This window comes from Roseomonas gilardii subsp. gilardii (genome assembly GCF_023078375.1).
In the GTDB taxonomy this organism is placed as follows: Bacteria; Pseudomonadota; Alphaproteobacteria; order Acetobacterales; family Acetobacteraceae; genus Roseomonas; species Roseomonas gilardii.
This window is the reverse complement of sequence record NZ_CP095554.1, coordinates 15065-37286: the sequence shown is the minus strand read 5'-3', so window position 1 is coordinate 37286 and position 22222 is coordinate 15065. Positions and strand designations below refer to the sequence as shown.

Annotated in this window: 23 protein-coding genes; 15 read left to right on the top strand and 8 right to left on the bottom strand. The window is 70.5% G+C overall.

Features of this window, described 5'->3' with window-relative positions:
* The first annotated feature begins 84 nt into the window (after window positions 1-84).
* Window positions 85-819 (top strand): cell envelope integrity EipB family protein, encoded by a 735-nt coding sequence (locus MVG78_RS00200; protein WP_247556733.1) that lies wholly within the window; start codon window positions 85-87, stop codon window positions 817-819.
* A 47-nt stretch (window positions 820-866) separates the two neighbouring features.
* On the opposite strand, the gene MVG78_RS00195 is transcribed toward MVG78_RS00200, so the two are convergent.
* The 3 genes from MVG78_RS00195 to MVG78_RS00185 form a co-directional block, all read right to left on the bottom strand.
* Window positions 867-2111, bottom strand: a complete 1245-nt coding sequence (locus tag MVG78_RS00195; protein ID WP_247556731.1) for a carbohydrate porin — start codon at window positions 2109-2111, stop codon at window positions 867-869.
* A gap of 287 nt (window positions 2112-2398) precedes the next feature.
* On the bottom strand, window positions 2399-3160 hold the full coding sequence (fliP, locus tag MVG78_RS00190; RefSeq protein ID WP_247556728.1) for a flagellar type III secretion system pore protein FliP: 762 nt from the start codon (window positions 3158-3160) through the stop codon (window positions 2399-2401).
* Complete coding sequence (locus tag MVG78_RS00185) at window positions 3157-3405, bottom strand: flagellar biosynthetic protein FliO (RefSeq protein ID WP_247556705.1); 249 nt, start codon at window positions 3403-3405, stop codon at window positions 3157-3159. Before MVG78_RS00185 ends, fliP begins: the two co-directional genes overlap by 4 nt.
* Window positions 3406-3535: 130 nt before the next feature.
* On the opposite strand from MVG78_RS00185, the gene MVG78_RS00180 reads away from it, so the two are divergent.
* The 10 genes from MVG78_RS00180 (at window position 3536) to MVG78_RS00135 (ending at window position 12669) form a co-directional block, all read left to right on the top strand.
* The gene (locus MVG78_RS00180) at window positions 3536-3958 is read left to right on the top strand and encodes a flagellar basal body rod protein FlgB (RefSeq protein WP_247556686.1); all 423 of its coding nucleotides are present in this window, start codon (window positions 3536-3538) and stop codon (window positions 3956-3958) included.
* A gap of 13 nt (window positions 3959-3971) precedes the next feature.
* A complete protein-coding gene (gene flgC, locus MVG78_RS00175) occupies window positions 3972-4382 on the top strand; it encodes a flagellar basal body rod protein FlgC (protein ID WP_247556683.1) in 411 nt (136 codons plus the stop codon).
* On the top strand, window positions 4379-4687 hold the full coding sequence (gene fliE, locus MVG78_RS00170; protein WP_247556660.1) for a flagellar hook-basal body complex protein FliE: 309 nt from the start codon (window positions 4379-4381) through the stop codon (window positions 4685-4687). The genes flgC and fliE overlap by 4 nt, the downstream gene beginning before the upstream one ends.
* Window positions 4688-4743: 56 nt before the next feature.
* Window positions 4744-5019, top strand: coding sequence for a flagellar biosynthetic protein FliQ (locus tag MVG78_RS00165; protein WP_247556642.1), 276 nt, complete (start codon window positions 4744-4746; stop codon window positions 5017-5019).
* Window positions 5020-5046: 27 nt separating this feature from the next.
* A complete protein-coding gene (locus MVG78_RS00160) occupies window positions 5047-5820 on the top strand; it encodes a flagellar biosynthetic protein FliR (RefSeq protein ID WP_247556640.1) in 774 nt (257 codons plus the stop codon).
* A gap of 19 nt (window positions 5821-5839) precedes the next feature.
* Window positions 5840-6877: an EscU/YscU/HrcU family type III secretion system export apparatus switch protein gene (locus MVG78_RS00155; RefSeq protein WP_247556637.1), complete on the top strand. Its 1038-nt coding sequence runs from the start codon at window positions 5840-5842 to the stop codon at window positions 6875-6877.
* Between the two features lie 242 nt (window positions 6878-7119).
* Entirely contained in the window at window positions 7120-8643 is a 1524-nt protein-coding gene (locus tag MVG78_RS00150; protein WP_247556634.1) for an ATP-binding protein, read from the top strand.
* Window positions 8644-8831: 188 nt separating this feature from the next.
* Window positions 8832-9878 carry a recombinase RecA gene (gene recA, locus MVG78_RS00145; RefSeq protein WP_247556611.1) on the top strand — a complete coding sequence of 349 codons (1047 nt, stop codon included), beginning with the start codon at window positions 8832-8834 and terminating at the stop codon, window positions 9876-9878.
* A gap of 283 nt (window positions 9879-10161) precedes the next feature.
* On the top strand, window positions 10162-11766 hold the full coding sequence (locus MVG78_RS00140) for an ABC transporter substrate-binding protein (RefSeq protein ID WP_247556595.1): 1605 nt from the start codon (window positions 10162-10164) through the stop codon (window positions 11764-11766).
* A 78-nt stretch (window positions 11767-11844) separates the two neighbouring features.
* Entirely contained in the window at window positions 11845-12669 is an 825-nt protein-coding gene (locus MVG78_RS00135) for a creatininase family protein (protein ID WP_247556593.1), read from the top strand.
* 68 nt (window positions 12670-12737) lie between these two features.
* Here the strand turns inward: MVG78_RS00135 and MVG78_RS00130 are convergent, their stop codons facing one another.
* Together MVG78_RS00130 and hmpA are read right to left on the bottom strand one after the other, a co-directional pair.
* Window positions 12738-13115 carry a DUF427 domain-containing protein gene (locus MVG78_RS00130; RefSeq protein ID WP_247556590.1) on the bottom strand — a complete coding sequence of 126 codons (378 nt, stop codon included), beginning with the start codon at window positions 13113-13115 and terminating at the stop codon, window positions 12738-12740.
* 234 nt (window positions 13116-13349) lie between these two features.
* Window positions 13350-14564, bottom strand: coding sequence for an NO-inducible flavohemoprotein (gene hmpA, locus MVG78_RS00125; protein ID WP_247556587.1), 1215 nt, complete (start codon window positions 14562-14564; stop codon window positions 13350-13352).
* Window positions 14565-14642: 78 nt separating this feature from the next.
* Between hmpA and MVG78_RS00120 the strand changes: the two genes are divergently transcribed.
* Both MVG78_RS00120 and MVG78_RS00115 read left to right on the top strand, forming a co-directional pair.
* A complete protein-coding gene (locus MVG78_RS00120; RefSeq protein ID WP_247556573.1) occupies window positions 14643-15140 on the top strand; it encodes an RrF2 family transcriptional regulator in 498 nt (165 codons plus the stop codon).
* Complete coding sequence (locus tag MVG78_RS00115; RefSeq protein ID WP_247556555.1) at window positions 15137-15553, top strand: DUF488 domain-containing protein; 417 nt, start codon at window positions 15137-15139, stop codon at window positions 15551-15553. Before MVG78_RS00120 ends, MVG78_RS00115 begins: the two co-directional genes overlap by 4 nt.
* On the opposite strand, the gene MVG78_RS00110 is transcribed toward MVG78_RS00115, so the two are convergent.
* Both MVG78_RS00110 and MVG78_RS00105 read right to left on the bottom strand, forming a co-directional pair.
* Window positions 15511-16230, bottom strand: a complete 720-nt coding sequence (locus MVG78_RS00110) for an SDR family oxidoreductase (RefSeq protein ID WP_247556552.1) — start codon at window positions 16228-16230, stop codon at window positions 15511-15513. The genes MVG78_RS00115 and MVG78_RS00110 overlap by 43 nt on opposite strands.
* A gap of 4 nt (window positions 16231-16234) precedes the next feature.
* Complete coding sequence (locus MVG78_RS00105; protein WP_247556549.1) at window positions 16235-17236, bottom strand: tripartite tricarboxylate transporter substrate binding protein; 1002 nt, start codon at window positions 17234-17236, stop codon at window positions 16235-16237.
* A 206-nt stretch (window positions 17237-17442) separates the two neighbouring features.
* Between MVG78_RS00105 and alaS the strand changes: the two genes are divergently transcribed.
* Both alaS and MVG78_RS00095 read left to right on the top strand, forming a co-directional pair.
* Window positions 17443-20088 (top strand): alanine--tRNA ligase, encoded by a 2646-nt coding sequence (gene alaS / locus MVG78_RS00100; RefSeq protein WP_247556547.1) that lies wholly within the window; start codon window positions 17443-17445, stop codon window positions 20086-20088.
* Between the two features lie 132 nt (window positions 20089-20220).
* Window positions 20221-21396 (top strand): zinc-dependent alcohol dehydrogenase, encoded by a 1176-nt coding sequence (locus MVG78_RS00095; RefSeq protein WP_247556522.1) that lies wholly within the window; start codon window positions 20221-20223, stop codon window positions 21394-21396.
* A gap of 60 nt (window positions 21397-21456) precedes the next feature.
* Here the strand turns inward: MVG78_RS00095 and MVG78_RS00090 are convergent, their stop codons facing one another.
* On the bottom strand, window positions 21457-21927 hold the full coding sequence (locus MVG78_RS00090; protein ID WP_247556519.1) for a hypothetical protein: 471 nt from the start codon (window positions 21925-21927) through the stop codon (window positions 21457-21459).
* Window positions 21928-22222: the final 295 nt, after the last annotated feature.

Here is a 22222-nt window from a genome sequence, read left to right as displayed (position 1 = left end):
CTGCCTCCTGGCTGCCGTCCCGGCCGGGGCGCAGGCCCCGAAGCCCCCGCGGCGGCCGCGGGCCATCTGCCGGGGGTGCAGGACATGGCGGCGCACCGGGCGGCCTATCGCCTGACCCTGGACAAGACGCGGGAGAACAGCGACGTGGCCGGGGTGCAGGGGGCCATGCTGTTCGAGGTGCTGGACGCCTGCGACGGCTGGACCACGCGCCAGCGCCTGACGCTGCGCATCCTGAACCGGGACGGGCAGCAGATCGATACGGCCTCCGACTACTCGACCTATGAGAGCAAGGACGGCCGCACCCTCCGCTTCTCCATGACCCAGAGCAGCGGAGGCGCGGTCAGCCAGCGCGTGGTGGGCGAGGCGACGCGCGAGGCCGACGGCTCGGGCAACATCCGCTACGAGCAGCCGCAGGCGAGCGAGGCCCGGATGCCCCCCGGCACGCTCTTCCCGATGATGCACACCATCAAGGCGATCGACACGGCGGTGCAGGGCCGCCGCATGATGCTCGCCCCGCTGATGGATGGCACCAGCGAGGATGGAGTGCAGGACAGCACCACCTTCATCCTGAACTGGGACGCCAAGCCGCAGGAGAAGCCACGCTTCCCGCTTCTGGCCAACCAGGGCAGCGGGCGGATGCGCATCGCCTTCTTCGGCAAGCCGGACGGCAAGGATGCCGGCGGCGCCGCCTCCCCCGACTACGAGGTGGGGCTGCGCTACTACGCCAATGGCGTGGCCGACGACATGAAGATGGATTTCGGCGAGTTCACCCTGAACGGGGCCCTGGAGAAGCTGGACCCCGTTCCGAGCCGCTGCTGATCCCGGCCTGATCCGCGCGGAGGCCGCCGGAAGGCGGCCCCCGCCGGTCAGAGCTTCGCGGCGATCCGCAACTCCAGCACCACCGCGTCGCGCAGCCGCGCATCGTCGCGATAGCGCTCGTCCGGGATGCCGGCATTGGGGTGGGAAATCCACTGCACGCCGGGCCGGATGGCGAGGTGGTCGGTGATCGCGGCTTCGTAGTTCGCCTCCAGCACCATCTCCCGGTCCCGGGTCGGCGGCAGGCCGGTGAGAGCCCGGAGAGCCCGGTCCAGGTCGCGGCCGGCGGCGCCGGTCTGGGCATAGGCGAGGCCGATCGAGGCGGTGTCGTCCTTCCGCCCGAAGGGGCCGTGCCAGGCGAGGCCGGCATCACCGTAGAAATCGAACAGGTTGCGCCCGCCGGGCGTGAAGGAAAGGCGGGCGAAGCTGGCGAGGTTCGACGTCTCGCCGCGCCACAGCGTTACCTCTCCCACCGTGTAGAGGCCGTAATTGTTCGGCTTGCGCGGCACGCTGCCATTGGCCAGGGGATCGACCGAGGCATTGGTGCTGGTGGGCTCGGCGAGATAGATGCCGGGGTCGCCCCGCTGATCGTCGAAGCCGCCATTGTGGTACCAGAGGCCCAGCTTCGCCACCCAGGGGCGCACCTCGCTGCCCTCCGGGGCCGCCGTGCCCACGACACCCTCGGCGATGTAGAAGGTGCCGCCGGCGAAGGAGAAGTTCGTGCCGTAGCGGTTGTGCCGCTGCGGATCGGTGCCGGCGCCGTACTTGCCGCCCGGGTCGCCCGTCATGATCGCCGCCCGGAAGCCGTTGCCCTTCTCCGGGTCCCCCAGGGCAAGGCGGATGCCCGGCGCGGCGAAGGGATAGCCCGGCCCGCCGGAGGGCAGGGCATAGGAGATGCCCATCGGCCAGCCGAAGGTGCCGTTGGTGAGGCGGCCCGCCGCGGCGGCGGTGAAGAACTCGGTATCCGCCGCGATCTGGCCGATGCGCAGGGAGCCGATCCCCTCCACCTCCCGCTGCACCCAGAGCTCGGACAGGCGGAAGGTCGGCACGGCCTCCGCATTGCTGAGCGAGGCGAGGCTGCCGATCAGGCTCGGCGACGGTTGCCGCCCGAGGATGCCATAGGCCGATGCCCGGGCGGTCCAGCCTTCCCAGCCTGCCAGTGTGCCGAGATCGAGATCCACCCCCAGCGAGAGCTGGCCCAGCGCGGCGACGCCGCGATGCACGCCGCCGCGCGTGTTGGCGAAGCTGTCCAGCAGCACCTGCCCTTCCAGGCAGGCACCCGGGGTGAGGCTCACCCCCTCATCGCAGGCTGGCTCTCTGGCGTCCGGCGTACCACTTCCGGGCGTGTCATCCGCGCGGACGGGACCGGCAATGCCGGCGGCGAGCAGAGCCGCCAGGAGCGGCGGCAGGGAGAGCTGCTTCAGGCGGGCCCTCCGGCGGCGGGGGGCGGGAAGGCTGAGGCGCATCGGGCTTCCAATGTTATGTTATAACAATATGTATAGCCCTGGCTTCCCGGCTGGCAAGGGCAACACAGCCCTCGATGTTAAGACCGATTCTCATCATGGAAACAGAGAAATCGCCGTCAGTTCGCGAAGCCCTGCACAAGGCTTTCGGAGATCAGCCGCCAGCCGTCCACCATCACGAAGAAGATGATCTTGAAGGGCAGGGACACGGCGCTGGGCGGCAGCATCATCATGCCCAGCGACATCAGCAGCGAGGCAACCACGAGGTCGATCACCAGGAAGGGCAGGAAGACCAGGAAACCGATCTCGAAGCCGCGGCGCAACTCGCTGACCATGAAGGCCGGCACCAGCGCGCGCCAGGGCGCCCCGGCGGCCTTTCCGGCACCCTCCTCCTGCGGCGCCAGCCCGGCGAGGTCGAGAAAGAGCGACAGGTCGCCATCGCGCACATTGGCGGCCATGAAGGTGCGGAAGGGCTCGGCGGAACGCTCCAGCCCCTCCATCTCGCCGATCCGGCCCTCAACCATCGGCTGGATGCCATCCTCCCAGGCACGTTCCACCACCGGCTGCATGACGAAGAAGGTGAGGAACAGCGACAGCCCGATCAGCACCGGATTCGGCGGCACATTGGCCGCGCCGATGGCGCTGCGCAGCAGGCTGAGCACGATGGTGATGCGCGCGAAGGCGGTGACCATCACCAGCAGCGACGGCGCCAGCGACAGCAGGCCGATCAGCGCGGTGAGCTGCACGAGGCGCGCGGTGGCGCCGGGCTGCCCCGCCTGGCCGAGATCCAGCGAAACCGACTGCGCCAGGGCGGGCCCGGCCAGCAGCAGCGCGGCGCCGAGGGCCAGCGGGAAGAGCGGGGCATGGAAGGCGCGGCTCATGGCAGCCAGCCCAGCACGCTGTCCTGCGGGCCACCGGTGAGGAGCAGGACCTCCCGCCCATCGACGCGCAGCAGGACGAGGCGGCGGCGCGTGTCGAGCGCCAGCACCTCCTGCACGCCGAGGCGCTTGCCGGACGGGGCCGCGAGTCCGGTGAACCGCGCGCCGCGGGCCAGCAGCCAGAGCAGCAGCAGCACCGCGGCGAGGCCGGCCAGGGCCGGCAGCCAGGTGGAGAGGGAGGGAAGCATGTCTTGCGCGGCCTTCTGCCTGCGGGGGAGTACCGGGCGCGCATTCTGGCCGCGATGCCTTAACGGCGGGTTGCGCGCGCCCCGCGCCGCGTTGACGGAGTCTTCATCTCCCCCGCCTAGGCTGCGCGCCATGGAACCGACGCGCCGCGACACCGCCGCCACGGGCCCGCTCGGACGGGACCCCATCGCCCTGTCCGAGCAGCGGCTGAAATGGCTCGACCAGCGCCAGGCCGTGCTGTCGCAGAACGTCGCCAATGCCGACACACCGCATTACCGCGCCCGCGACATCACGCCCTTCGCCGATCTGCTCGCCAGCAAGGGCGGCCCCGCGCTCGCACGCACCAATGCCCGCCATCTCCAGCCGCAGGGCAGCGCCGGCGGCCCGGCGCGGGTGCGCACGGAGCGGCGCGCGGCGGAGGAAACGCCGGACGGTAATGCCGTGTCGCTGGAGGAACAGGCGATGAAGGTCGCTGACACGGAAACGGCGCACCAGCTCGCGACCGGGCTGCGGCGCTCCTGGCTCGGCATGTTCAAGACGGCCCTGGGCCGCTGAGGAGCAGAAGGCTTTGGATCTCGACAGCGCGCTGCGCATTTCCGCCGCCGGCATGAACGCCCAGGCCACGCGCCTGCGGGTGGTGGCGGAGAATCTCGCGAACCGGGACAGCACCGGCCTGACGCCGGGTGCCGAACCCTATCGCCGCAAGACGGTGAGCTTCGCCAACCATCTCGACCGCGCCAGCGGCACGGATCTCGTCGAGGTCTCGCGTGTCGGCCGCGACAATGGCGAGTTGCCGAAGCGCTATGAGCCCTCGCATCCCGCGGCGGATGCCAATGGCTACGTCTCCGTGCCGAATGTGGACAGCTTCGTGGAGATGATGGACATGCGCGAGGCCCAGCGCTCCTACAGCGCCAATCTCAGCGTCATGGAAACCTCGCGCGGCATGTTGTCGCGCACCATCGAGGCGCTGCGCGGATGAGCGATCCGATCTCCGCGAATGTCGCCATCACCGCCTATCGCAGCGCCGGCGCCCTGGGGGCGGCGGAGGGGGGCGCGGAGGCCCCGCTCTCCGGCTTCGGCGCCGCCCTGCGGCAGGCGATGGACGGGGCGGTGGAGCTCGGCCACCGCGCCGATGCCGCCTCGGCGCAGGCGCTCAGCGGGCAGGGCAATGTCACCGACGTGGTCCTCGCCGTCTCCAAGGCGGAGCTGTCGCTGCAGACCACCGTGGCGCTGCGCGACAAGATGGTGAGCGCCTACCAGGACATCATGCGGATGCCGATCTGACGCATCCGCTCCCAGGCGGCCTCCGGAGGCCGGCTTCCAGAAGGGAAGAGAGCATCGTGGAAAGCGAGATCCTGTCCGCGGCCCTGCGGGAATCCATGTGGGTCGCGGTGCAACTGGCCGCGCCCCTGCTGGGCGGCATCCTGCTGGCCGGGCTGGTCGTGGCGCTGTTCCAGGCCATGACGCAGGTGCAGGAAGCCTCGCTGGCCTTCCTGCCCAAGCTGGCCGTCTGCGGTGGCGCGCTGCTGGTGCTGGGCCCCTTCATGGTCGATGCGTTGCAGAACTACGCCGTGACCCTGTTCGGCCAGATGGTGGCGCTGGGCGGCGCGCATTGATCCCGGCGGCGTTGGGGAAGCCCCGTCATGACTGAGGCCGAGCTGCTGCGCTCCCTGCCGGTGCTGGCCTTCCAGTCGGTGCTGCTGCTGTCGCGGCTGGGGGCTGCCGCGATGATCGCGCCGGGGCTGGGGGAGGCGGATGTGCCCCTGCGCATCCGCCTCGCCGTGGCGCTGGCGCTGGTGCCGCTGCTGCTGCCGCTCCTGGCGGATCAGTTGCCGCCGCAGCCGGACGACATCCCCGGCACGCTGCGGCTGGTCGCGACGGAGATTCTGGTCGGGCTCTGGATCGGCGGGCTGGCTCGGGTGGTGGCGATGGCGCTGTCCGCCGCCTTCCAGATCGTGGCCCTCGCCATGGGCCTCGCTTCGGTGCTGGTGCCGGATGCGCAGATGGGGTCGCAGACGGCGATCCTGGGGCGGCTGGGCAGCCTGGCGACGGCGGTGCTGGTCCTGTCCACCGGCCTCTACGCGCAGCCCCTGCGCGCCCTGGCCGGCAGCTACGAGGTGCTGCCGCCCGGGGCGCCCTGGCCGGCGGGCGCGGCGGCGGCGGATCTGGCCATGGCCGGCGCCGCCATGCTCGCCCTGGCGCTGCGGCTGGCCTCGCCGTTCCTGCTCGGCCTGTTCCTGGTGAACCTCGCCAGCGGGCTGCTGGCGCGCGTGGCGCCGCAACTCCAGGTGAACATCCTGGTCAGCCCGGCGCAGATCCTCGGCGGGATGGTGCTGCTGGGGCTGGTGGCGCGGCCGCTGCTGGACAGTTTCCTGGCCGCGCTGGCCGCCGCCTGGGCCGGTCTGCCAGGACTGTAACCAAAGGGGCTGTGGCGCGGTGAGCGAGGAGGCCGAGGACAGGACGGAGGCCCCGACTCCGCGCCGCCTGCAGAAGGCGCGGGAGGATGGGCAGGTCGCGGTGTCGCGGGAAATGGCGGGCTTCGCCTCCCTGGCCTGCGCCCTGCTGGCCGCCAGCCTCGCCCTGCCGGCCGCGGGGATGGCGCTGCTGCGCAGCCTCCAGGGCCTGCTGTCCCGCAGCCATGCGGTGCTGCCGGCGGAGGCGCTCGCCGGGCTGGGGCGGGATGCCCTGCTGGCGGTGCTGCCGGTGGCCGGTGCGGCGGCGCTGGGGGCGGTGGCGGCCACGCTGTTGCAGACCGGCGGCCTGTTCAGCGCCAAGGGGCTGGTGCCGCAGCTTTCCAGGCTCTCGCCCCTGACCGGGGCGAAGCGCGTCCTGGGGGCGGAGGGGGGCGGGCAGCTCCTGCGCGCCCTGCTCAAGCTGGGGCTGATGGGGCTGGCCCTGTGGTGGAGCCTGGACGACCTCGTGCGGCTGCGGTCGATGCTGCAGGTCTCGCCCGCGCATCTGCTCGCGGCGGCGGGGGAGGAGATGCGGGGCCTCGCCATGGCGGCGGTGCTGGCCTTCGGCCTCTTGGCGATGGGGGATTACGGCTGGGAACACTTCCGGCACCTTCGCCGCCTGCGGATGAGCCGCGAGGACCTCAAGGAGGAACACAAGGAGAGCGAGGGCGACCCGCATCTGAAGGCGCGGCAGCGGCAGTTGCGGCACCAGGCCTCGCGCCGCCGGATGATGGCGGAGGTGCCCAAGGCGACGGTGGTGGTGACCAATCCCACGCATTACGCCGTGGCCCTGGCCTATGAGAAGGATTCCGGCGCCCCGCGCGTGGTGGCCAAGGGGGTGGATGCCATGGCGGCGCGCATCCGCGACGCGGCGCGGGAAGCCGGGGTGCCGCTGGTGCCCAATCCGCCCCTGGCGCGGGCGCTTTACAAGCTGGAACTGGGGCGGGAGATCCCGCCCGACCACTATGCCGCGGTGGCGGAAATCATCGCCTTCGTCTGGCGCCGGCGCAGCGGGCGCTGATCATGCCTCCATCCGGCCGTGGATGGCTGCGACGTGCTCCGGTGCCTTACCAGACACACAACCCATGATAATATTTGATCTGGTCAATGTAACCATTGCGGGAATGACGCCGATTTGATCATGATGGCCCGACGATCGGGACAGGTCCGGATGTGATTTCCTGGAAGACAGGACGGACGGCTGGGTTGGGCCAGGGCTGGGATAACGCCTTCGAAGCCCTGTGCGGCGCGCTTCAGGAGGCAGTGGCCCTGCTCGATGAGCAAGGGGTGGTCCGCGCGGCCAATCCGGCCTTTCGCGCCCTGGTTTGCCTGCCGCTGGGCCGCGACCTGCCGGCCGCACGGCTTTTCCGTTCGCCTGCTCGCTTTGCCGACTGGCTCGCGGGCGGCGGGCTGATGCCGCTGGAGGAGATGCTGGAGGGCGGAGAGGAGCCGAGACCGGTTTCCTGCCGCCTGCGCTCCCTTCCGGGCGGCCAGCGGCTGCTCCTGTTACAGGACCTGACGGAGCACCGGCGCTTCCGCAAGCAGGCCGAGGAGGGGGAGCGCCTGCGCGCGCTCGGCCAGCTCGCCGGTGGCGTGGCGCATGACTTCAACAACATCCTCGCCATCATCGTCTCCTCGGCGGAAAGCCTGCGTTCCGATGTGCCGGCCGGGGGGGCGGAGCGGGATACGGCGCTGGAGGCACTGCTCGCGGCCGCCGACCGTGGCGCCGCGCTGGTCCGGCGGTTGCTGGCCCTGGCTGGGCGGCAGCCCCTGCTGCCGCGCGCCATCGTGCTGGACGAGGCCGTGACGGGGCTGGAGCCCCTGCTGCGCTCCATGGCGGGCCGGCATGTCAGCCTGCATTGGCGCCTGGAGGCGCCAGGGCGGGCGATCATGGCCGATCCGGTGCAGCTCGATCAGATGGTGCTCAACCTCGCCAGCAACGCGGTGCAGGCCATGGCACGGCAGCCGGGGAATGCGGGCGGCACGGCTGGGGCGTCGCTGACCATCGCCACGGGCACGCGGCTGGCCTTGCAGGCCGAGCCGGGCATCCCCGACCTGCTGCCGCCGGGCCGCTGGGTGATGCTGTCGGTCTCCGACAACGGCCCGGGCATCCCGCCCGGCGTGCTGGGGCGGATCTTCGAGCCCTTCTTCACCACACGCTCGGCCGAAGGCGGCACGGGGCTGGGCCTCGCCACGGTGCATGGCATCGTCCGCCAGTTCGGCGGCGTGTTGCAGGTGGTGTCGCGGCCGGGGGAGGGGGCCAGTTTCCGGATCTACCTGCCGCGCCACCAGGAATCGGCACTGCCCCCGCCGCGCATCGGCGATGCGGGCGGCCTGCCCGTTCCCACCCCCGTTCCCACCTTGGCGCGGGAGCAGCACGGCGGGCTGGCCGGGCAGCGTGTGCTGCTGGTGGAGGACGAGGCGCCGCTGCGCCGCCTGGCGGAACAGGCCCTGCGGCGGGAAGGGATGGAGGTGCGCGCCGCCACGGACGGGGAGGAGGCGCTGGACCTCCTGGCCGGGGGATTCAGGCCGGACATCCTGGTGTCCGACGTCGCCATGCCCGGCATGGACGGAGTGTCCCTGCTGCGGGAGATGCGCCGCCGCCTGCCCGCGCTGCCTGCCGTGCTGGTGAGCGGCTATTCCGAGCGGCTGATGGAGCGGGAGGCGCTGGAAGAAGGCGGGCGGAATGCCGATATCACAGGCTTCCTGGCCAAGCCCTACCGCCCGGCGGCGCTGGTCGAGACGTTGCGGCAACGTTTGGTGCGGGTGGTGGAGGAAAGCGGTTGAAATTTCCGCCCATCATGAACATATAGGGAACAGAAAAGCCCGCATCCCCGCCGGGGTTGTGGCGCGCGAAGGGGAGCCGATCTAGGCTCCCGCGGACGGAATTGGTCGGCGCGATCCAGGCGGGAGCCTCCGGTCCACGACCCTTGGTGGCAGATCATCCGCCCCAGTACGGGGCGATCGGGGGCTGTATGGAGAAGAACAAGGCACTGGACGCGGCGCTGAGCCAGATCGAGCGTGCCTTCGGCAAGGGCTCGGTCATGCGGCTGGGTGCCAAGCAGGACATGGCCGATATCGAGACCGTGTCCACCGGCTCCCTGGGCCTCGACGTGGCGCTGGGCATCGGCGGGCTGCCGAAGGGGCGGATCATCGAGATCTATGGCCCCGAATCCTCGGGCAAGACGACGCTGGCGCTGCATGCCATCGCCGAGGCCCAGCGGAAGGGCGGTACCTGCGCCTTCATCGATGCCGAGCACGCGCTCGACCCGGGCTATGCCAAGAAGCTCGGCGTGGATATCGACAACCTGCTGATCTCGCAGCCCGATGCGGGCGAGCAGGCGCTGGAGATCGCCGACACGCTGGTGCGTTCCGGCGCCATCGACGTGCTGGTGATCGACAGCGTCGCCGCGCTGGTGCCGCGGGCGGAGCTGGAAGGCGAGATGGGCGACAGCCATGTCGGCCTGCATGCCCGCCTGATGTCGCAGGCGCTGCGCAAGCTGACCGGCTCGATCTCGCGTTCGAACTGCATGATGATCTTCCTCAACCAGATCCGGTTGAAGATCGGCGTGATGTTCGGCAATCCGGAGACCACGACGGGCGGCAACGCGCTGAAGTTCTATGCCTCGGTGCGCATGGAGATCCGCCGCATCGGGCAGATCAAGGACCGGGACGAGGTCATCGGCAACCAGACCCGCGTGAAGGTGGTGAAGAACAAGATGGCCCCGCCCTTCCGGCAGGTCGAGTTCGACATCCTCTATGGCGAGGGCATCTCCAAGGTCGGCGAGCTGATCGATCTGGGCGTGAAGGCCGGGGTGGTCGAGAAGTCGGGCGCCTGGTTCTCCTGCGACAGCCAGCGCATCGGCCAGGGCCGTGAGAACGCCAAGCAGTTCCTGCGCGACAATCCGGACATGGCGGCCTCCATCGAGCAGCGCATCCGCGCCCAGGCCGGGCAGGTGGCGGAGACCATGCTGACGGCGCCGGAAAGCGAAGGCGAGGAAGCGGCCGCCGCCGCGGAGTGACGGGGCGTGGGGGTTTTCCCCCGCGTCACAGCATCGGAAAGGGCCGCATCCCGCGAGGGGGCGGCCCTTTTCCGTTGCGGCCCGGGTGGCAGCAAGGCCCCTCGTCACCCGTTTCCGCTTCGGGAAGGGCGGTTGACGATCCGGCCCCGGGTTGCTGCACTGGCCGGCGCCGGACCTCACCGCGAGAGTGGGCCGGGACAGGGTCGCGGCATACGGCATTGCAGAAACGGGCGGGCAGCGGGCGGGTCTTCCGGCCGGCGCTCCCCTGACGGGAGAATCGCCGATGTTCGTCACCCCGCGCATCCTGTCGGCCGCGCTGATGCTGGCCGCCTTCACCGGCGCCGCCACCTTCCGGCCGCCCCAGGCCCTGGCACAGCCGGCCGGACCCACGCTGGAGATGGGGCTGGCGGCGCCGCCGAACTCGGTCGATCCGCACTACTACACGCTGACCCCGAACATCGCCCTGGGCAACCACATCTTCGAGGCGCTGGTGGACCGCTCGCCGGAAGGCAAGCCGCTGCCGGGCCTGGCGGAATCCTGGAAGGCGATCGACGAGACGACCTGGGAGTTCAGGCTGCGGCGCGGGGTGAAGTGGCACAACGGACAGGAGTTCACCGCTGAGGACGTGGCCTATACCATCGACCGCGTGCCGACGGTGGTGAACAGCCCCGGCTCCTACGCGCTCTACACCAAGCCGATCGCGCGGGTGGAGATCGTCGATCCCTACACGATCCGCTTCCACACCCATGCGGTGGACCCGCTGATGGTGGCGGATATGTCGCAGGTGATGATCATCTGGCACGGGCTGGGGCCGAACCCGTCCACCGGTGACTTCAACAACGGCAGGAACGCGGTCGGCACCGGTCCCTTCCGGCTGGAAAGCTACCAGAGCGGCAACCGCGCCGTCTTCGTCCGCAACGAGGATTACTGGGGCCGCAAGCCGCACTGGGCGCGGGTGAACTACCGCTTCATCCCGAATGACGGCGCGCGGGTGGCGGCGCTGCAGGCGGGCGACGTGCAGATCATCGACGCGGTGCCGACCTCCGACATCGCGCGCATCCGCAAGGAGCCGCATATCGCGATCTCGGAGACCACCAGCCTGCGCTCGATCTATCTGCGCACGGATTTCCGCAGCGACGCGCCCAGCCCCTATGTCTTCGGTCCGAACGGGGAGAAGCTGGACCGGAATCCCCTGCTGGACCACCGGGTTCGGGAGGCGCTGAGCATCGCCATCAACCGCCAGGGAATCGCGGACCGCGTGATGTCCGGCGCCGCGGTGCCGACGGGGCAGTTCATGCCGCCCGGCGCCTATGGCTATGCGCCCGACATCAAGCCGCCGCCCTATGACCCCGCGCGGGCAAGGGCGCTGCTGGCGGAGGCGGGCTTCCCGAATGGGCTGACCATCCAGCTCAACGCCTCCAACGACCGCTACGTGAACGATGCGCAGATCGCCCAGACCATCGGGCAGATGTGGTCGCGCATCGGGGTGAAGACTCAGGTGGACACGGTGCCCTTCGCGGTGAATGCGCAGCGCAGCGCGCGGCGGGACTTCTCGGTGACGCTCGGCGGCTGGAGCAACAGCACGGGCGAGCCGTCATCCGGCCTGCGCGGCCTGCTGGGCACGCGCGACGTCAGCCGCGGCTGGGGCACGGTGAACCAGGCGGGCTATTCCAGCGCGGAGTACGACAGGCTGGTGGAGCAGGGGCTGGTCACGGTGGATGACGAGAAGCGCGAGCAGCTCTGGCAGCAGGCCACTCGTGTCGCCGCGAGGGACATCGCCTGGATTCCGCTGCACACGCAGGTCAATGTCTGGGCCATGCGCGACACGCTGAAGCACACGCCGCGCGCCGACGAGATGACGCGCGCGATGGACGTCTCGCCGCGCTAGGGCATAACGCGTCCGCCCGGCTTGCCGCGGCCATCACGGCGGAACACGATCCGGCCTTACGACATGAGGGGGATGGCGATGCGCGAAGTGGAATGGGCGCGGCTCACGGGGCCGGAGATCCGTGCGGTGGCGGCGCAGGCGGAGGCCCTGGCGATCCTGCCCGTGGGATCGCTGGAGCAGCACGGGCCGCATCTGCCGGTGATCACGGACACGTGCAGCGCCAGCGAGGTTTCCATCCGCGCCGCGCGGCTGCTGGACGGCGCGCCGCCCGCCCTGGTCCTGCCGGGGATGTGGACGGGGATGAGCGAGCACCATCTGCCTTTCGGCGGCACGATCAGCCTGAATTTCGCGGAATTCCACGGCGTGCTGCGCGGCGTCACGCGCAGCCTCCGGGCGCTGGGCTTCCGGCGCCTGCTGATCGTCAACGGCCATGGCGGCAACATCGACCCGCTGGCGGTGGCGGTGCGGGAGCTGGCGCATGAATTCGGCCTCGCCGTGGTGGCCAGCACGCCCTGGGCCGCGGCACAGGCGGCGATCCGCCCGCTGCTGGAGCGCCAGGACGGCGTGCACCATGCCTGCGAGGCCGAGACCTCGCTAATGATGGCGATGACGCCGGATCTGGTGCGCCGCGACAAGCTGGACGAGGCGGTGCGGCAGGCCCCGCCTGCCGTGGCGGGCCGCCCGGGCTACAGCCGATTCTGGAGCTTCTCCGAACGCGCGCCCGTCACCGGAACGATCGGCGACCCGCGTGCGGGCACGGCGGAGAAGGGAGAGGCGATCCTGGATATCCTGGCCGCGGAGGTCGCGGAGGCAGCGCGGCAGAAGGATCTCTGGTCCGCACCGGACGATGTCTGGGCGCCGGGGCGGGGCCAGGGAAAAACGGCCGGGCGCGCGGCGGAATAGGCCGCGCGCCGGAGGAAGTCCGTGCCGTCCTGCGGAAGAAGGCCGCTCCTCCCGCAAGGCAGCTTGGATCAGCTTTCCTCGATGCTCTCCACGCGGTCGGGATAGAAGGCGAGGTGCCCCGCGATGGCGGCCACGGCCGGATGAGGGTGCTCATAGCTCCAGACCGCATTCTCGGCCCGTTGTCCGGCGTGGTTCAGGGTGAAGTAGCTAGCCTCGCCCTTGTAGGGGCAGGTGGTCGCGTGGCGGCTGCGCTCCAGCGCCGCCATGTCCACGTCGCCGCGCGGCAGGTACTGCACCGGCGGATAGCTCGCCTCGCGCAGCACCAGGGCCTTGCGGCTATCGGCGATCACCCGTCCCGCGAAGCGGACCTGCACCCGCCTCGGATTGGGCTCGATGGCGATGGGATGGTCCGGTCCTGGGGACTTGCGGGAATCATGCAGCGTCATGGCGCCTTTCCTCCTGTCGGGGCATGGGGTGACATGGCCTCCGGACATGCCCGGCACCGGCATCTGGGAGCGCATCGCGGGGAAGCAAAGCCTGGCGGGCGCCATTCCCGGGGCGCGGTGCCCGGACATTTCGGGCCGTCCTGGTTCATGCCCTTCGTCAGCGCCTGTTACCGGCTGAAGGACGTCTGGTCCTGAGGCTACCGGAGGCGGCGAGGGCCGCCTCCGGAAACGGCTTCAGGCGGCCAGGAGCTCGTCGGCGGGACCGAAGAACTCGTAGTGGATGCGGTCCGCGGGCACGCCGGCCTGGGCCAGCCCGTTCACGAAGAGGCGCAGGAAGGGCCGGGGGCCGCAAAGGAAGACATCCGCCTCCCGCGCCGGCGTGTTGGCCAGCAGCCATTCGGGACCGATGCGCCCGGCCATGTCGTAGTCGCGTCCGGCGACGTCATGGGAACGCGGCGCCTCGTAGAAGTTGGTGACGTGGACCCGCGGGTTCCGGGCCGCGAGTTCCCGCGTCCGGGCGCCCATGGCATGGGTGCCGCCGTCGCGCGTGCCGTGGACATAGTGCACCTCCAGGTCAGGCCGTTCCGCCGCGATGCTTTCCAGCATGCTCAGCATCGGCGTCAGCCCGACGCCGCCGCTGAGCAGCACCACGGGGCGCTGCTGCTTCTCCACCTCCAGGAAGAACTCGCCGGCGGGCACGCCGACCCGCAGCACCGTGCCGGGCTGGGCCATGTCGTGCAGCCAGTTGGACACCACGCCCATCGGCTCGCGCTTCACGCTGATCCGGTAGCGCCGGTCGTCCGGGGCGGAGGAGATGCTGTAGTTCCGCTTCAGCGGGTGCTGCCCCGGCAGGTCGAGCCAGAAGGTCAGGTACTGGCCGGGGCGGTGCCGCACCACCGGGCCGCCATCCACCGGTTCCAGCAGGAAGGAGGTGACGATCCCGCTCTCCTCCCGCTTCTCCGCGATGCGGAAGTCGCGCCAGCCGCTCCAGCCGCCGGGCGCCTCCGCCTGGTCGCGGTAGATCTGGGCCTCGCGCCCGATCAGCAGTTCCGCCAGGAACCAGTAGGCCTCGGCCCAGGCATCCAGGATCTCCGGGGTCGCCGCCTCGCCCAGCACGTCGGCGATGGCGCCGAGCAGGGAGGTGGCCACATGCGGGTAGTGCTCGGGCAGGATGTTCAGCCCGACATGCTTCTGCGCGATACGCTCCACCGCATGGCCGAGCACGCCGAGATTGTCGATGTTCTGCGCATAGGCCAGCACCGCCGTCGCCAGGGCGCGGGGCTGCGAGCCGGTTTCGCCATGGTGCGACTGGTTGAACAGGTCGCGGATCGCCGGGTTCTGGAACATCCGCTCGTACATGCGCCGGGTGATGGCGAGGCCGTGCGCCTCGAGGGCGGGGACGGTCGCCTTCACGACCCGGATGGTGTTCTCGCTGAGGGGCCTGGGCATCGCCAGCTCCATAAGATGCATTCGATATGCACCTTATAAACCCCTGGCAAAAAGATGCAAACAGAATATATCTTATCCATGCGCCTGACCCTGCACTCCGACTACGCGCTGCGTACGCTGATCTTCCTGGGTCTGCGGCCGCAGCGCCTGGTCTCCATCGCCGAGATCGCCTGGGCCTACCGGATCTCGGAGAACCATCTGACCAAGGTGGTGCACCGGCTCGGCCAGGCGGGCTTCGTGGAGACCCTGCGTGGGCGGGGCGGCGGGCTGCGCCTGGCCCGGCCGCCGGAGGAGATCCGCATCGGCGAGGTGGTGCGGGTGACGGAGGAGGACCTGGCGCTGGTCACCTGCTTCGCCCCGGACGGCACGCCGCTGCCGGGCGTGGGCTGCGCCATTTCCGGGGCCTGCCGCCTCCAGGCCACGCTGGCCGAGGCCCTGGGCGCCTTCATGGCGGTGCTGGACCGGCAGACGCTGCGCGACCTGATAGGGCCGGCCGCCCCGGTGCTGCGGCAGAGGCTGGGGATGGAAAACGAGGCTGACGGGGCGCCGGAAGCCCTGGCGGAGGTCCCGGCATGACGCGGCGGGAACCCGCGCCGGAGATCCGGCTCCGGCGCGCCTATGACCCGCCGGAGGAGGCGGACGGGTTCCGCATCCTGGTGGACCGCCTCTGGCCACGCGGGCTGCGGCGCGACGGGGCCTGGATCGACCTGTGGCTGAAGGAGGTCGCGCCCAGCAACGCGCTGCGCCAGTGGTTCGGGCATGACCAGGCCCGCTGGATGGAGTTCCGCGCCCGCTACCGGGCGGAGCTGCGAGGCAGCCCCGCGCTGGAAAGCCTGCTGGCTCTGGTGGCGCGGCACCGCCGGGTCACGCTGCTCTTCGCCGCCACGGACGTGGCCCACAACAACGCCGTGGTGCTGCGGGAGATCTGCGCGCGCGGCGGGCTGGGTCAGACCCCCGCCACGCCCGTCGTCATGCCGCCGCAGACATAGAGCACCTGCCCCGTCACGAAGCCGCTGCGCGCGTCGAGCAGGAAGGAGACCGCCTGCGCCACGTCCTCCGGCCGGCCCATGCGGCGGACGGGGATGTTCTCGGTGATCGCGCGGGTCCGCTCGCTGCCGGGCGGGTTGGCCCGGTCGAAGAGCGCGGTGCGGATCGGGCCGGGGCCGACCGCGTTGGCGGTGATCCCCCGGGGGCCGAGTTCCAGCGCCCAGACCCGCGTCATGCCGATCAGCCCGGCCTTGGTCGCGGCATAGGCACTGCGCCATTCCTTGCCGAGCGCGGCGCGGGAGGAGATGTTCACCACCCGGCCGAAGCCGGCCTCCTTCATCCCCGGCAGCAGCGCCTGCAGGCATTGCAGGGCGCAGCGCAGGTTCAGCGCCACGGCGCGGTCCAGGGTGGTGAGGTCCTGCTCCTCCACCGGGCCGGGCAGGACCACGCCGACATTGTTCACCAGCCGGGTGATCGGCCCGCCCCGCAGCGCCCGTTCCAGCGCCCGGGCGGTCTGCGCCGGGTCGGACAGGTCGGCGCGCAGGATGCCGTCCCCTTCCGCGCCCTCGATATCGATCACCACCGGCTCGTAGCCGTCCTCGCGGCAGCGTTCCGCCACCGCCCGGCCGATCCCGGAGGCACCCCCGGTGACCAGGACCCGCTCCCTCGGCAAAGGCATCGGCTCAGTCCACCGTCACCCTGGCCTTGCGCACGACCTCGCCCCAGCGCGTGATCTCCGAGGCGATGAAGGTCTCGAACTCCTCCGGCGTGTCGCCCACCGGCTCCGCCCCCTGCTCGCGCACCTTGGCGATGGTGGCGGGCTCGGCCATCACGGCGCGGATCTCGGTGGACAGGCGCTCCACCAGCGGGCGCGGCATCCGGGCCGGGGCCTGGATGCCGAACCAGGCCAGGGCCTGCACGCCGGGCTGGCCGGCCTCCGCGGTGGTGGGCACCTCCGGCAGGGCCGGGCTGCGTTCGGCGCTGGTGACGGCGAGGGCGCGCAGCCGGCCGTCCTTGATATGGCCGAGCGAGGAGGGGAGGTTGTCCACCGCCATATCCACCCGTCCGGCGATGACATCGGTGATCATCGGCCCGGCGCCGCGATAGGGCACATGGGTCAGGTCGATCCCGGCCTCCAGCTTCAGCAGTTCCCCGGTCAGGTGCAGGCTGGTGCCGTTGCCCGAACTGGCGAAGGTCATGCCGGGCTTCTTCCGGGCCGCCGCCACGAATTCCTCCAGCGTCCGGACCGGTGAAGAGGCTGGCGCCATGATGACGTTCGGCAGCTTCGCCATGTTGGACACGGCGGCCAGGTCCTGGGGCCTGAAGGTCAGGGTCTTCGCATAGAGCGCGTAGTTGATGGCGCCCGTGCCGATCGTGGTCATCAGCAGGGTGGTGCCGTCCGGCTCGGCGCGCGCCACGGCCTCGCTGCCGATCACCCCGGCGGCACCGGCCCGGTTCTCCACCACCACCGGCGCGCCGAGCCGCGGGCCCAGCCGGTCGGCCAGGATGCGCGCCAGGATGTCGGTACTGCCGGCCGGGGGGAAGGGCACGACGATGCGGGTCGGCCGGTCGGGCCAGGGGGTGGCGGGCTTTCCCTGCGCCAACACATGCCGGCCGGGCAGGGCAAGGGCCGGAAAGGCGGCCAGGGCGGCGGCGCCCAGGAGGCGCCGGGTCGGATGGGGCATGGATGTCTTCTCCCGCCGCCCTCTTGGCATCCGGGCCTGGGCTGGCCGGGCCGGGGCGTTGCGGGGGGGATCATCCGACAGGCGGGCGGGGCTGTCACCCCTGCTCCCCCTCGGGGGCGCTTGCCCCTCGACGGAGAACGGCCCGCGCGGTAAGGGCATGTCCCCCCTTTTCCGTCCCCCCTGCCCGAGAAGATCCGCGCCGGCCGATGACCAGCAGCAACGACATCCGCGCCACCTTCCTGGACTACTTCGCCCGCAACGGGCACCAGGTGGTCGAGAGCTCGCCGCTCGTGCCGCGCAACGACCCGACGCTGATGTTCACCAACAGCGGCATGGTGCAGTTCAAGAACGTCTTCACCGGGCAGGAGCGGCGGCCCTATTCCACGGCGACCACGGCGCAGAAATGCGTGCGCGCCGGCGGCAAGCACAACGATCTGGACAATGTCGGCTACACCGCCCGGCACCACACCTTCTTCGAGATGCTGGGGAACTTCTCCTTCGGCGACTATTTCAAGGAACAGGCGATCGCCCATGCCTGGACCCTGCTGACGAAGGACTTCGCCCTCCCGAAGGAGAAGCTGCTCGTCACCGTCTATTCCGAGGACGAGGACGCGGCGGCGCTGTGGCGGAAGATCGCCGGCCTGCCGGACCAGAAGATCATCCGCATCCCGACCTCCGACAATTTCTGGCGGATGGGCGATACCGGTCCCTGCGGCCCCTGTTCCGAGATCTTCTACGACCACGGCCCCTCCATCCCGGGCGGCCCGCCGGGCTCGCCGGACGAGGATGGCGACCGCTTCATCGAGATCTGGAACCTCGTCTTCATGCAGTACGAGGAGGGGCCGCCGGGCGTGCGCGCGCCCCTGCCGCGCCCCTCGATCGACACGGGCATGGGGCTGGAGCGCTTCGCGGCGATCCTGCAGGGCGTGCATGACAACTACGACACGGACACCTTCCGCGCCCTGATCGCCGCCAGCGCCGAGCTGGTGGGGCAGGCGGCGGACGGCCCCTTCAAGGCCAGCCACCGCGTGGTGGCGGACCATCTGCGCTCCGGCTCCTTCCTGATCGCGGATGGCGTGCTGCCTTCCAACGAGGGGCGCGGCTATGTCCTCCGCCGCATCCTCCGCCGTGCCATGCGCCATGCCCAGATGATGGGCTCGCGCGAGCCGCTGCTGGCCAGGCTGGTGCCGGTGCTGGTGCGCCAGATGGGCGCCGCCTATCCCGAGCTGGTGCGCGCCCAGCCGCTGATCGAGGAAACCTTCCGGCTGGAGGAGACACGCTTCCGCACCCTGCTGGACCGTGGCCTGGGCCTGCTGGCCGAGGAAACGGGCCGGCTGGGCGAGGGCCAGCCCCTGCCGGGCGACGTCGCCTTCCGCCTCTACGACACTTATGGCTTCCCGCTGGACCTGACGCAGGACGCGCTGCGCGCCGAGGGCCGCCCGGTGGATGTCGAGGGCTTCGAGGCCGCCATGGCCGAGCAGAAGAAGCGCGCCCGCGCCGCCTGGGCCGGCTCCGGCGAGGCGGCCACCGAGACGCTGTGGTTCGACCTGAAGGAGCAGCTCGGCGCCAGCGAGTTCCTCGGCTACTCCACCGAGACGGCGGAGGCCGAGATCCTGGCCGTGGTGGCCGACGGCAAGGTGGTGGACAGCGCCCCGGCCGGCACGGAGGTCGCGGTGATCCTGAACCAGACCCCCTTCTATGCCGAGAGCGGCGGCCAGGTCGGCGATACCGGACTGATCTCCGCCGGGGATGCCTGCCGCATCGTGGTGCGCGACACGCAGAAGAAGCTGGGCCTCTTCGTGCACCTCGGCACCGTGGCCCATGGCGAGGCGAAGCCCGGCCTTCCGGTGCAGGCCGAGGTGGACCATGCCCGCCGCGGCGAGATCCGCGCGCACCACTCCGCGACGCACCTGCTGCACGAGGCGCTGCGCCGCCGCCTGGGCACGCATGTGGCACAGAAGGGCTCGCTGAACGCGCCGGACCGGCTGCGCTTCGACGTGTCGCAGCCGACGCCGATGACGCCGGAGGACCTTGCCTGGGTCGAGGGCGAGGTGAATGCCCGCATCCGCCAGAACACCGCCGTCACCACCCGGCTGATGACCCCCGAGGCGGCGGTCGAGGCGGGCGCCATGGCCCTGTTCGGTGAGAAGTACGGCGACGAGGTCCGCGTGGTCGGCATGGGCGAGGACCCGGCTGCCACCGAGAAGCACGGCGTCTATTCGCTGGAGCTCTGCGGCGGCACGCATGTCGCCCGCACCGGCGATATCGGCCTGTTCAAGATCGTGTCCGAGGGCGCCGTCTCCGCGGGCGTCCGCCGCATCGAGGCGGTGACCGGCAATGCCGCCCTGACCCTGGTCGAGGGCGCCGAGCGCACGCTGCGCGAGGCCGCGGCCGCGCTGAAGAGCACCGCCGCCGAGGTACCGGCCCGCGTCGCCGCCCTGCTGGAGGAGCGCCGCAAGCTGGAGCGCGACGTGGCCGAGCTGCGCAAGAAGCTGGCCACCGGCGGGGCCGCTGCCGGGGTGGAGGAGGTGAACGGCCTTCGCCTCGCTCTCCGCGAGCTGGGTGATACCCCCGCCAAGGACCTGAAGGGCATCGCGGACGCGATCCTGAAGGGCGGCACGGCGGATGTGGTGGCCCTGGTCTCCACCGCCGAGGGCAAGGCCAGCATCGTGGTCGGGGTCGGCGAGGCGGCGAAGGGCAAGGCCGATGCCGTGGCGCTGGTGCGCGCCGCCTCCGCCGCCGTGGGCGGCAAGGGCGGCGGCGGGCGGCCCGACATGGCCCAGGCCGGCGGGCCGGAGGCCGGCAAGGCCGCCGAGGCGCTGGCGGCGGTGCGGCAGGCCGTGGCGGCCTGACCCCCGGCGGCCCGGCGGGAATGTTATAACGTCTAATACCCTGTTTTTGCTGATGGCCTGACCGGGCGGTGCGCAACAGCGTGCCGCCCGTCGCGTTTCTGGCTGATCCATGTCCGCCGGGAAGAATCATCCATGAAAGCGCTCACTTGGCAGGGCCGCGGCAGCATCCGCTGTGAAACGGTTCCCGATCCACAGATCCAGGATGGGCGCGACGCCATCATCAAGGTGACGGCCTGCGCCATCTGCGGTTCCGACCTCCATCTCATGGGCGGCTTCGTCCCGACCATGGAGAAGGGCGATGTGCTCGGCCATGAATGCATGGGCGAGGTGGTCGAGGTGGGCAAGGACAACACCGCGCTGAAGGTCGGCGACCGGATCGTGGTGCCCTTCACCATCTGCTGCGGCGCCTGCCGGCAGTGCCAATGGGGCAACTGGAGCCTCTGCGAGCGCACCAACCCCAATGGCAAGATGCAGGCGGAGCAGTTCGGCTACGCCACCGCCGGGCTCTTCGGCTACTCCCACATCACCGGCGGCTTCCCGGGCGGGCAGGCGGAATATCTTCGCATCCCCTATGCCGACATCACCCATCTGAAGGTGCCGGAGGAGCTATCGGACGAGCAGGTGCTCTTCCTGTCCGACATCTTTCCGACCGCCTACATGGCCGCCGACCATTGCGACATAAAAGGCGGCGAGACCATCGCGGTCTGGGGCTGCGGCCCGGTCGGCATCCTCACCATCAAATCCTGCTTCCTGCTCGGGGCGAAGCGGGTGATCGCCATCGACACGGTGCCGGAGCGCCTGGCCATGGCGCGGGAGGCCGGGGCCGAGACGATCGACTATGCCGAGGGCAAGGTCCAGGAGAGCATCCTGGAACTGACCAAGGGGCTGGGGCCGGATGCGGTGATCGAGGCGGTCGGCATGGAGAGCCATGGCGCCGACACGCTGGTGCAGAAACTCGCCTCGGCGGTGATGAGCAAGACCATCAGCATGGAGCGTGCCTTCGCCCTGAACCAGGCGATCCTGGCCTGCCGCCCGGGCGGCATCGTCTCCGTGCCGGGGGTCTATGTGGGTTTCGATCCGGTGGCCATGGGCGCCTTCATGAACAAGGGTCTGACCATGAGGACGGGGCAGACCCACATGCACCGCTATATGAAGCCCCTGCTGGAGCGCATCCGGAAGGGGGAGGTCGACCCCTCCTTCATCATCACCCACCGTTCCACCAATCTGGAGGACGGGCCGGATCTCTACGACACTTTCCACGAGAAAAAGGATAACTGCATCAAGGTCGTGCTCAAGCCGCACGGCTAACGGTGGCGTGCCGGCGGCCCGTATGACCGCCAGCGAAGCACGATCCCATTCGCGGGGGTGTCAGGCAATCACCGGCCCGTTGCCACCCGAGAAGCCGCCGTGGACGCAGCCCGCGAGGCAGGCCATGTAGGCCAGACGGCAGTCGAAGTAGCAGAAATAGCCTGCCTCCGGGTCGTTGTCGCAGCCGGTGCGGCAATTGTCCTTCTCCGTCACGCATCTCGACGTGCAGGAGGGGGAATCGCCGCCGCCGCCATTATTGATGCGCGCCGCGAAGGCATAGCCCATCGCGGCATCGGCGAAGCGCATGGCCTCGTAGTGCGAGCGGGCCTCGCTCTCCGTCCATTGCGCCGCGAGGCTGTAATCCGCGGCGAGGTCCCGGAGGGCGGACAGAAATTCCGCCTCCGGCGGTGCGAAATTCTTCCGGCAGGTGACATCGTCCGGAAGCGACAGGGCGAGCTTCATCGCCCGGGCCGCCAGCGTCTTTGCATTCGTTTCCTTCGAGGATGTCGTGCATCCACATTTCTTGGCCATGGTAAGGTTCCTCCTGTCTCGTTTGTTTCGGTTCAGGCATGATCCGCCGCTTCCGCGCGGTGTGATGTGACCTGCAACACGTCCCGATGGTGCCAGCGGCCTGGGTCCCGCCACGCGGCTCTCCCCCCCCCCCCCGCTTCTTCCGGGCGGCGGTGGGCGGGGCGCATGCCAGGGCCGCGGCCCCCGATAGTGCTTTCCTTCCCGCGCAAACCCGTCTAAACGCGCCGCACCCTGCCGGGCGTGAGGCATCGCGCCCGGCTATGCCCGTTCGCGCCCATGGCATCCCGCCATGCCG

Bases quoted from the DNA above. Each gene is read 5' to 3' on its own strand.
- alaS (WP_247556547.1), top strand. From the start codon at position 17,443: ATGACCAGCAGCAACGACATCCGCGCCACCTTCCTGGACTACTTCGCC.
- MVG78_RS00135 (WP_247556593.1), top strand. From the start codon at position 11,845: ATGCGCGAAGTGGAATGGGCGCGGCTCACGGGGCCGGAGATCCGTGCG.
- MVG78_RS00105 (WP_247556549.1), bottom strand. From the start codon at position 17,236: ATGCCCCATCCGACCCGGCGCCTCCTGGGCGCCGCCGCCCTGGCCGCC.
- fliP (WP_247556728.1), bottom strand. From the start codon at position 3,160: ATGAGCCGCGCCTTCCATGCCCCGCTCTTCCCGCTGGCCCTCGGCGCC.
- fliE (WP_247556660.1), top strand. From the start codon at position 4,379: ATGAGCGATCCGATCTCCGCGAATGTCGCCATCACCGCCTATCGCAGC.
- MVG78_RS00160 (WP_247556640.1), top strand. From the start codon at position 5,047: ATGACTGAGGCCGAGCTGCTGCGCTCCCTGCCGGTGCTGGCCTTCCAG.
- MVG78_RS00110 (WP_247556552.1), bottom strand. From the start codon at position 16,230: ATGCCTTTGCCGAGGGAGCGGGTCCTGGTCACCGGGGGTGCCTCCGGG.
- recA (WP_247556611.1), top strand. From the start codon at position 8,832: ATGGAGAAGAACAAGGCACTGGACGCGGCGCTGAGCCAGATCGAGCGT.
- MVG78_RS00120 (WP_247556573.1), top strand. From the start codon at position 14,643: ATGCGCCTGACCCTGCACTCCGACTACGCGCTGCGTACGCTGATCTTC.
- MVG78_RS00200 (WP_247556733.1), top strand. From the start codon at position 85: ATGGCGGCGCACCGGGCGGCCTATCGCCTGACCCTGGACAAGACGCGG.
- MVG78_RS00090 (WP_247556519.1), bottom strand. From the start codon at position 21,927: ATGGCCAAGAAATGTGGATGCACGACATCCTCGAAGGAAACGAATGCA.
- MVG78_RS00180 (WP_247556686.1), top strand. From the start codon at position 3,536: ATGGAACCGACGCGCCGCGACACCGCCGCCACGGGCCCGCTCGGACGG.
- MVG78_RS00130 (WP_247556590.1), bottom strand. From the start codon at position 13,115: ATGACGCTGCATGATTCCCGCAAGTCCCCAGGACCGGACCATCCCATC.
- MVG78_RS00095 (WP_247556522.1), top strand. From the start codon at position 20,221: ATGAAAGCGCTCACTTGGCAGGGCCGCGGCAGCATCCGCTGTGAAACG.
- MVG78_RS00185 (WP_247556705.1), bottom strand. From the start codon at position 3,405: ATGCTTCCCTCCCTCTCCACCTGGCTGCCGGCCCTGGCCGGCCTCGCC.
- MVG78_RS00115 (WP_247556555.1), top strand. From the start codon at position 15,137: ATGACGCGGCGGGAACCCGCGCCGGAGATCCGGCTCCGGCGCGCCTAT.
- MVG78_RS00140 (WP_247556595.1), top strand. From the start codon at position 10,162: ATGTTCGTCACCCCGCGCATCCTGTCGGCCGCGCTGATGCTGGCCGCC.
- hmpA (WP_247556587.1), bottom strand. From the start codon at position 14,564: ATGCCCAGGCCCCTCAGCGAGAACACCATCCGGGTCGTGAAGGCGACC.